The 8294-nt window shown below is 65.4% G+C and carries 8 protein-coding genes; 3 read left to right on the forward strand and 5 right to left on the reverse strand.

Annotated elements, in window-relative coordinates; genetic code table 11:
* The 5 genes from Q0K00_RS10555 to Q0K00_RS10575 form a co-directional block, all read right to left on the reverse strand.
* Positions 1 to 883 (reverse strand): HpcH/HpaI aldolase/citrate lyase family protein (locus Q0K00_RS10555; protein ID WP_297229327.1); only part of this gene is annotated, 883 nt, incomplete at its 3' end.
* 138 nt (positions 884 to 1021) lie between these two features.
* Positions 1022 to 1765: an ATP-grasp domain-containing protein gene (locus Q0K00_RS10560; protein WP_297229340.1), complete on the reverse strand. Its 744-nt coding sequence runs from the start codon at positions 1763 to 1765 to the stop codon at positions 1022 to 1024.
* A 20-nt stretch (positions 1766 to 1785) separates the two neighbouring features.
* Positions 1786 to 2187: a hypothetical protein gene (locus Q0K00_RS10565; RefSeq protein WP_297229329.1), complete on the reverse strand. Its 402-nt coding sequence runs from the start codon at positions 2185 to 2187 to the stop codon at positions 1786 to 1788.
* The gene (locus Q0K00_RS10570; RefSeq protein ID WP_297229331.1) at positions 2166 to 3398 is read right to left on the reverse strand and encodes a TerD family protein; all 1233 of its coding nucleotides are present in this window, start codon (positions 3396 to 3398) and stop codon (positions 2166 to 2168) included. Before Q0K00_RS10570 ends, Q0K00_RS10565 begins: the two co-directional genes overlap by 22 nt.
* Before the next feature lie 47 nt (positions 3399 to 3445).
* Positions 3446 to 5959, reverse strand: coding sequence for a tetratricopeptide repeat protein (locus Q0K00_RS10575; protein WP_297229332.1), 2514 nt, complete (start codon positions 5957 to 5959; stop codon positions 3446 to 3448).
* A gap of 165 nt (positions 5960 to 6124) precedes the next feature.
* Between Q0K00_RS10575 and Q0K00_RS10580 the strand changes: the two genes are divergently transcribed.
* From Q0K00_RS10580 to Q0K00_RS10590, 3 genes are read left to right on the forward strand one after another with little or no spacing between them, the layout of a single operon-like run.
* Positions 6125 to 6748, forward strand: a complete 624-nt coding sequence (locus Q0K00_RS10580; RefSeq protein ID WP_297229334.1) for an MBL fold metallo-hydrolase — start codon at positions 6125 to 6127, stop codon at positions 6746 to 6748.
* Complete coding sequence (locus Q0K00_RS10585; RefSeq protein ID WP_297229336.1) at positions 6748 to 7368, forward strand: flavodoxin family protein; 621 nt, start codon at positions 6748 to 6750, stop codon at positions 7366 to 7368. The genes Q0K00_RS10580 and Q0K00_RS10585 overlap by 1 nt, the downstream gene beginning before the upstream one ends.
* Complete coding sequence (locus Q0K00_RS10590; RefSeq protein ID WP_297229338.1) at positions 7365 to 8123, forward strand: ComF family protein; 759 nt, start codon at positions 7365 to 7367, stop codon at positions 8121 to 8123. Before Q0K00_RS10585 ends, Q0K00_RS10590 begins: the two co-directional genes overlap by 4 nt.
* The last annotated feature ends 171 nt before the right edge of the window (positions 8124 to 8294 follow it).

Raw genomic sequence — 8294 nt, forward strand, 5'->3', positions numbered from 1 at the left:
CGCTCTCCCCAAAAACGTCCCTGCGCTCCAGGATCTTCCGGGCCCAGTGGGAATGCGTGGCCGGTTCGCACATCCTGCCGTCAAAACGGAATACGGCCTTCTCTTTTTCCAGTATGGCGCGCGCCGAGGCAACCTCTTCCGGGGTGACCCTGAAAGCGGTCTGGATATGGTGCAGCTGGGCGGGATGGATAGCGGTCTTACCGCAAAAACCATGCAGGATATCGCGCTCAAGCTCAGCGGCCAGCAAGGTCTCATCGTCCAGAAGCTCAAAGACCGGAGCCGTCAGCGCAAAGCCGCGCGGCAAGAATACGGTGGCCAGCATACCGAGGACATATCCCAGCGGCCCCTCGTACACGGTATGCCGTCCGCTTCGCCGCACCCCGAGCTGCTGCTGCAGATCATTGCCGCCTATCCGCAACGCCACGATGCGCTCCCGGCCCGGTCCGGCCAGCAGCGCATCAGCCAGTTCTCGCATGGCGGCGGGATCGAAAGCTTCCGCCGTCTCCAACGTCGGCATCCAGAGGTACGGCAAGCCGTGCAGACGCCGCTCCCAGTCAGGCAGATCGGCAAGCCGAAATTTCGGCAGCACGAATCCGGCTATGCCTTCGAGGCGCCCCCTGTCCAACAGGGCGGAAAGATTGCCGCCGTCACGCGGCCGGATGAAGATATGGGACTGGCCGTCGCTCTGCCGCGCCGCAGCAAGAAAACGCTCGATGCATTCCATGCCTTGCGCCACTTCGCTGCTGTCGATGGAATCCTCAAGACAGAGCGTGACGGAAGGAAGAACGCCATATTTTCCCGCGAGGATATTTTCCATGTATTTCCAGGCGGTCGAAGGCACGTAGAGAGTCGTCCCCACTGCATAGGGGGAAAGCCGTTCCATGCGTTTCCTCCAAAGATGACGCGTTTCTGCCCGGCGGCAGCCTGTCTGCGCTGCGGCCGTTTTTTGCTCATTTTTTCAGCATACCACAAACCATACCGGTGTGGTGATTTTTCTGTTACATTTATGTTACAAATTATATCAACTCTCGACAAGACATGTCTGCGCTCCCGTTGTCGGCCGACATACTCCATTTCCTCTGCCGGACACCGAAGCGTCCGGCGCCCCCCATCTCTCTCCTCCTGCCGGGGGAAGGGGGACGGCCACCGTCAGCGGACGGATGGTCACTGGCCGGAGAGCCTGGGCCGCCTGACGAGCGACCTCTTCCGGGCCCAGCCTGCCCAGCATGAGCCCAGCCCACAAGGCGGGGAGGTTGCACCCTGCGGCAAGGCCGTAGCCGATGCCGCCGGAAGGTCGCAAATTGGCCTCCAGCAGGAGAGGATGTCCTTTTTCCGCCTCGATGAGCTGGATATTGACCAGGCCGTCGCATCCCAGCAGGCGGGCGCATTCGTACGCGATCTCCGTCGCCTCGCTGGGTGCTTCCAGATCCTGCAGGAGCCCGTGTTTGCGCCGCTGCACGGAGCAGAGCGCGCGCCCCTGCCGTACAAGCATGTCCACGGAATACTCGTCCCCGCCGCAATAGGGCATGAGCAACAGCGGCTCGGGCGATTCTTCCAACAGACGGAGGTACCAGGCGGACGGCACGCGCCGCCCCGCCGTATCCGCCAGCACGTCCCGCAGGCTGACGCTGTCGTCGAGGATGCGGAAGCCCTGCCCATAGACGCCCTGTACCGGCTTGACGCACAAACGGACAGCCCCAAAGGGCGATGTGCGCAGCGCCTCGCGCAGATCCTCCGCCCGCTCTATGGGCAGGGCCGGTACCACAGGCAACCCGGCCTCTCGCATCAGTGTCGAAAACTGGAGCTTGTTATCAGCCAGCACGAAGTCCGCTTCGCGGCAGGCTCCCGTCGAAAGCCGCACCCCCAGCGATTCCAGGCGCGCGGCGGCTTTCGAACCAGCGACCGCGCCGCCCGGCAGCGACCGCGCCGCCCGGCATGGAGGAGCGTCACGGCATGACGCCGGATGACCTCCTCGATGAAAGCGGCGCGCTCCTCCTCGTCCCGGGGCTCGCGCAGGGCGATGTCGCCACAGCCCAGTATCTCCTGCCGGTCGTCCCGATGCGAAACGAGCAGAAGGATATCGGGGTAGGCCGCCTTGATGGCCAGCGCCATATCGCGTTGCGACGCATAACCTTCCGCAAGCCAGCACACGTCGGCCTGCGGCGCTACTTCCAGCCCGCCCGCCATCTGAACCCCCAGCCGAAAAAGCGGTCCATCTCCTCATGGCCGTGAAAATACCGTTCTAGGCGCTCGATGCTCAACTTGCCGCCGCTATTGATGATGCGTGCGATGGCGCACATGGGCAGCGGCTCATTGCCGTCAGAAAGCCGCGTCTCGATCTTCGCCTGGCCCGGGATGTCCACGCGCACCACGGCATCCGTCGCGTTCCAGTTGGGGGCACCGGCATAGATGAAGGTAAAGATGATGACCTCAGCAAGATCGTCGATACGGTCACCGTTGATGTGGATCCATTCGCCCTCCGCCTGACTGCCCGTACGGTCATCGCCCATCAGCTTGACGAAGGGCGGCTGATCCAGAGAACCGAACTGTTCCCCAAGGGCCTGGACGATGGTATGCTCCCCGTTTTTCAGACGCACATAGGCGGCCAGATCCAGATCGATGCCCCGATTGAGGTTGAACAGACCGGCAAGGCCGCTCGGCCTGCTCGTGAAGGCGCGGTTCCAGTTGAGATTGACGCGGTACAGGCCCCCGGCAAGGTTATGCTTGGTCAGGTCGATGCGGGGAGAGGCCTTGGTGAGCACGATCTTACCCAGGTTGACGGCGCGAGATGGCGCAGATGCGCCGCTCGGGGCCGGACGTGGCGGCACCGGGCCGGACTGTGCGGGACCCGAAGGGGCCGGACGAGGTGGCACGGGGGACGGAGCGGGCGGAGGGGCATCGTCCGCCACATCCACGCCGTAGAACTCGGCAAGCGGTTTGAGACCGCCCCGGAAGCCCTGCGCCACGAAGCGAAACTTCCACTGTCCGTTGCGCCGGTAGAATTCGCCCAGGATCAGGGCCGCCTCATCATGACGCGCCACCTCGACCGAACAGCGCAGCAGGCACTCCGCCCCCTGCGCGACCTCCAGCGTCAGGGACGACAGGCGCGCGACGGTAGGGAAGTCCGAGGTGACGGCCAGGGCCACCTTTTCCACATCCGGCGCAAGCCGTGTCAGATCCACGCTGAACACGCCGGAACAGGCGTCGTGGCTGAGCGAGATGGAGCTGTCATCATTCCTTTTCTGCCCGTAGAACACGAAGTCCTCGTCCCGGCGCGTCTTGCCGCCGGCAAAGAGACGAAACGCGGAAAAGTCGGCCGCGGCTCCGGCCCTGATGCTGACGGAAAGCAGGGATGCGGGGACAGGACAATTCTGTCCGGGAACAAGGGTCTGCGTCATGATCTCTCCTTTGCATGGCGCACGGGTGCGCCGTTCCGATTCACGTCTCAGGCCGAAGGGATGCGCGCCTCCGCCAGACGGGCCTCATCTTCCCGGTCCTGGGCCCGCAAGGCTCTGGCAAGCACCCGCCAGCCCTCGGCCGTATCATGCAGGCGCACGCTCTTGCGGGCCAGCAGCTCGGCCACGGACGGGTCCTCGTTGCCGTCCAGATAGAGCCGGGCCATGAGCAACATGGAGGCGGCATCGTTGGGATCTCGCAGCAGCGCCTCATGCAGCAGCTCGCGGGCCTCGCCCCCACGCCGCTGCCGTGCGGCCACATGGGCAAGATAGCGCCGGGCCAGACTTGGGCCGCCGTCCTGCCTGCCTTCGCGCAGGCGGTCCTCGATGCGGGCCGCCTCCTCATAGAAGCGGCGCGCCTCGTTGCGCCGCCCACCCTCTTCGCACAGTTGACCGAGACGCAGGTGGGCATAGAGATGCTCCGGCTCCGCTGCCAGACATTGACGGTAGTAGCGGGCCGCCGTGCGACGCTCACCCAGCTGCTGGCATACTGTACCCAGGTTATAGCGCGTCTGCGCGACCTGGCCGGGCTCGGAACAACGTCGCAAGGCTTCGAGGAAATGCCGCCGGGCCTCATGATGACGCCCGAGCGCAGCCATGCAGACGCCCAGCGAATTGCGCGCCAGCACATTCTCCTCATCCGCCAGCAGAGCCAGCTTGTACTCTTCCACAGCGCCGAAGATGTCGCCCTGACTGTAGCGCCTGTCCGCGCTGATGTTCAGGGCCAGCGAGTTGCAGACGCCCACATGCGGCGCGGGCAGCAGGAGGGCGTATTCCAGCGCCTTCAGGGTGCATTCCAGCATCTCGCCCTTGCGGAACTGCAAAAAGGGATAGGTCGCCAGTCCGCAGGCGGCGCGTACGCCCTGTTCGTCCAGCGTCCGGCAGACCGACTCGTACAGCGGCAGCAACGGCCGCTCGTCCATGACGGGATGGAAGAATATGAGTCCGTTGCCTCCGTACAGCCCGCACAGCACGCCCTCCCCTGCCGCTTCTTCCTGTCCGGCAAGGCATTTGCGCCATGATCCGGCCGCTTGTCCCAGCGCATGGCAGGGAGAACCGCCTGCCGCAGCATCCCCCGCCAGCTCGAGACGCAGCAGAGCCAGCACGAAATGGTTCCGCTCTTCCGCACGCTGCCGCAGCGCACGCCGAAAATCCCCGTGCCCCCAAAATCCTTCCAGCCCGCCGTCGATCTCGCACGGAGCGGGCGTTTCCGGCACGTCTTCCGCCTCGGTTGGCGTCTCCGCGGGAGGCTGCGTCTCCTCCACGCCACCGGCGGCAACGGGTTCCCCGGCAGCGCCTTCACGCGGCAACCACCCTTCTTCAGCCAGGATGCCCTCTTCCCCGTCAAATTCCGCCGTCTCATCCAGCAGGGCCAGTCGCTGCCCCACGGCCAGCGGGCGCGCCGCATCGGTCAGTTGCAGGGTCTCGGCCACGGCATCCTGCTCACGCACGAGCAGCAGCACCACCTCTCCCCGCAGCCGCCGTCGGCCCTCCGCATCCGGTTCCCAGACCGCGAAACGTTGCCCTTCGCGCGCCTTGGCACGCAGGCCGAGACTGATGCGCACGCGGCCCATGCCGAGGCATTCCTCGATGACGCCGCCCTCCTGCAGGATGCGCGCAAAGGACATGATGCGCCCGGGGACCCGACTCTTGACCGCCTCTCTGGCGGCCAGTCTGGCCCGCTCCATGAAGCGCCGGGCCTGTTCGTACATGGACAGGGCAAATTCCGGCCCTTCCATGTCCTGCGGGTAGACGGCATGTCCCGCGCACAGACGAGGACGCACGACCTTGCGCGTCACCCCGCAGCGCTGTTCGACGCCGACCATGCGGCGGAGCGCCTCCTGCGCCAGCCGCTGACAAGCCTTGCGGCCGCTGCTGCTGGGCATGAGCACCGCCATGCCGAAACGCCCCACACGCGCCGCCATGACATTACCCGGCAATTCCGCCCGCAGGGCGTCCGCCACCTGACGCAGCAAGCCGTCCGTGAAGGCATAGCCGTAGGTCTCGGCAAGCTCCCTGCCGTTGCTCATCCGCACGAGCACCAGTCCCATGCAGAGCCGGTGCAGGGAAGCGCCGCGCGAATCTTCGGCCGTGGGATCGGCAAGCTGTTCGCGTACGCGGGCGGCCTCTTCCTCCATACGGGCATAGAGCAGGTTCTCCGTAGCCAGACCGGTCACGGCATCAGTGCGTTCCCCACGAGTGCGTTCCAGCAGATCCAGACAGATGTCCGCCACAGCGGGCAGCAACGGCAGGGCCTGGCGTGTCTCGCGCACGCGCACGCCGTGCAGCATGGCCACGGCCAGCGGCGTTTCTCCCCGCCAGAGCGGCAGGAGCAGACGCCGTTCCCCGGCCAGCAGTTCGGGCTGCCGCCCAGGCGCTTCGGTGGGGAAGTACAGGGCGCAGCCCGTACAAGGGATCACGCGCCGCAGCTCGGCAAAAAGCTGGGCGTCCATCTCCATGAGATCGCCGCGAGTCAGGCTCGGTGTGGATTTTTCCGTATTCATCCGTCTATGGTATGCCGCGGCCCGGTCGTGTGTCTAGAAAAATCCATGACTTTTCCCACTGTCCGCCGATCATCCGCCACACGGACCGCAGAGCCCGGCGCATCTTTGCTTGCCGTTCCTCGCCGGGCAACGTATCCTGCAAAAAACTTCTGGAAAGGAACCATCATGCCCATTGCCAAATTTGCTCTCGGCCCGCTGGAAACCAACTGCTATGTGGTGAGCAACGACAGGGAAGCCGTCATCATCGATGTGGGCGGCGATCCCGCCCCCATGCAGGATTACCTTGCACAGCGTAACCTGAAATTGCTCGCCATCTGCTTGACGCACAAGCATTTCGACCATGCCTATGGCGTAGCCGCCCTTGCCGCCGCCACGGGCGCTCCCGTCTATGCCTCCCGGCATGAGGCCTGTCTGGACGATACGGAATCCGTTCGCGGCGGCATCTGGGGATTCCCGCCCGTGTCGCCCTATACCACGGAAGATCTTCCCGCCGGGGAACGCCACTTCGGCGGGCTCGCCTTCACGGTGCTGGATACGCCCGGCCATACGCCCGGCGGGATCTCGCTCTATTATCCCGCGGAAAATGCCGTCTTTACCGGTGATGCCCTGTTTTTCCGCTCCATCGGCCGTACGGATTTTCCCGGCGGCGACCAGGCGCTGCTGCTGCGTTCCATCCGCGAACAGCTCTTCACGCTGCCCGAGGACACGGACGCTTACCCCGGTCACGGGCCTGCCACGACCATCGGTGACGAACGCCGCCAGAACGCCTTCTGCGGGGATCTCTGCTGATGCCGCACGGGATCGTCCTGTTGGGCAGTCCCCGGCGCAACGGGAGCAGCGATACCCTTGCCCGGCATTTCATGGAAGGAGCAGCGGAGCTGGGGCTCGTGCTGGAGCCCCTGCCGCTGCGGGAATACCGCGTCCGCCCCTGTACGCATTGCGGCGGCTGTCAACGGCCGCCGCATCGCTGCGTCCTCGCGGATGATGACGACGCCGAGCATATCCTGTGCGCTCTGGAGCGGACGCCGTTCCTGCTGCTGGCCGCGCCCGTCTATTTCTATGCCCTGCCCGGCCAGTTCAAATGTCTCGTGGATCGCGCGCAAAGCCGCTGGGCGGCGCGGGAGGCCGAGAGCACGGGGAGGAACGATCCTGTCGTGAACCTGTCGCTGCTGGTGGCGGGACGCCCCCGGGGGGAGCAGCTGTTTGCAGGCAGCGAGCTTTGCCTGTCGTATTTCTTGCGGGCACTCGGGCGGGGCGAACTCACGCAACGGCAGTCGATGCGCGGCATCGAATCGCCGTCGGATATCGACGCCGAACTGCGGACGACCATGCATGACTGGGGACGACAGCAGGCGGGATCGACCATGCCTGCGCCGTCTGCCGCCCCGGCTGCCTCGCCCACCGCATGAGCGTTGCCACGCTTGTTCGTTCCGCCCAGTGGCTGCTGCGCTGCCTCAGCCTGCTGGAACGTCGCTGCGCGCATTGCCTTGCTCCCTTCACGCCGACACGGGACGAAGCCTTTTGCCCACGGTGCCTGCCGCGATTTGCGCCCTACAAGGGAGCGGCCTGCCCGCGTTGCGCCCTTCCCCTGCCGCACGCGGACCGAAAGGACGGCCCCAGCGTGCCCTGCGGTCACTGTCTGGCCGATCCTCCTCCCTGGGACGACATACGGGTCTATGGCCTCTACGAAGGCGTACTGCGTGATTGCCTGCTGCGTCTCAAATTCTCAGGAGAGCTGGCGCTGGCCGGTCCGCTGGGGGCATTGCTGGCCCGCCACCTGCAAACCTTCCCTCCCGAGACTGCGCCGCCCGACCTCGTACTGGCCGTGCCGCAACACCCCACCCACCTGCGGGAACGCGGCTACAATCAGGCGCACGAGCTGGCTGTGGCGCTCTGCCGGGAACTTCGCCTGCCGCTGCGGCATGACCTGTTGTACCGGGCGCGACGCGTTTCCCCTCAGGCCGGACTGGATGCCGCCCAGCGCTCCACCAACGTTCGCGGGAGCTTCGCCGTCGCGACGCCGGATCTGGCGGGCAGGCACTGCTGGCTGCTGGACGATGTCATGACCACCGGCAGCACCGCCCGCGCCGCCAGTTCGGTCCTGCGTGAGGCCGGAGCCGCGTCGGTGACTCTGCTGGTCATGGCCCGTACGCCGCTTCGCTGACCTGGACGCGGCAGGCCACGTCTTTAGAGCGTCTTCAGTTTGAAACGCTCCGCGTTCCAAACCGAAATTGCTCTAGGATCAGGACTCATTACGCTTTTTTGAGGGGGAAGAAACCCCTTTGCTTTGCTGTCGATGCCTGTAAGGCTCCTTTGTCGCCTAACAGGCACGGCC

The organism is uncultured Desulfovibrio sp. (assembly GCF_944327235.1).
Taxonomy (GTDB): domain Bacteria; phylum Desulfobacterota; class Desulfovibrionia; order Desulfovibrionales; family Desulfovibrionaceae; genus Desulfovibrio.

Bases quoted from the DNA above. Each gene is read 5' to 3' on its own strand.
- Q0K00_RS10565 (WP_297229329.1), bottom strand. From the start codon at position 2,187: ATGGCGGGCGGGCTGGAAGTAGCGCCGCAGGCCGACGTGTGCTGGCTT.
- Q0K00_RS10570 (WP_297229331.1), bottom strand. From the start codon at position 3,398: ATGACGCAGACCCTTGTTCCCGGACAGAATTGTCCTGTCCCCGCATCC.
- Q0K00_RS10575 (WP_297229332.1), bottom strand. From the start codon at position 5,959: ATGAATACGGAAAAATCCACACCGAGCCTGACTCGCGGCGATCTCATG.
- Q0K00_RS10580 (WP_297229334.1), top strand. From the start codon at position 6,125: ATGCCCATTGCCAAATTTGCTCTCGGCCCGCTGGAAACCAACTGCTAT.
- Q0K00_RS10585 (WP_297229336.1), top strand. From the start codon at position 6,748: ATGCCGCACGGGATCGTCCTGTTGGGCAGTCCCCGGCGCAACGGGAGC.
- Q0K00_RS10590 (WP_297229338.1), top strand. From the start codon at position 7,365: ATGAGCGTTGCCACGCTTGTTCGTTCCGCCCAGTGGCTGCTGCGCTGC.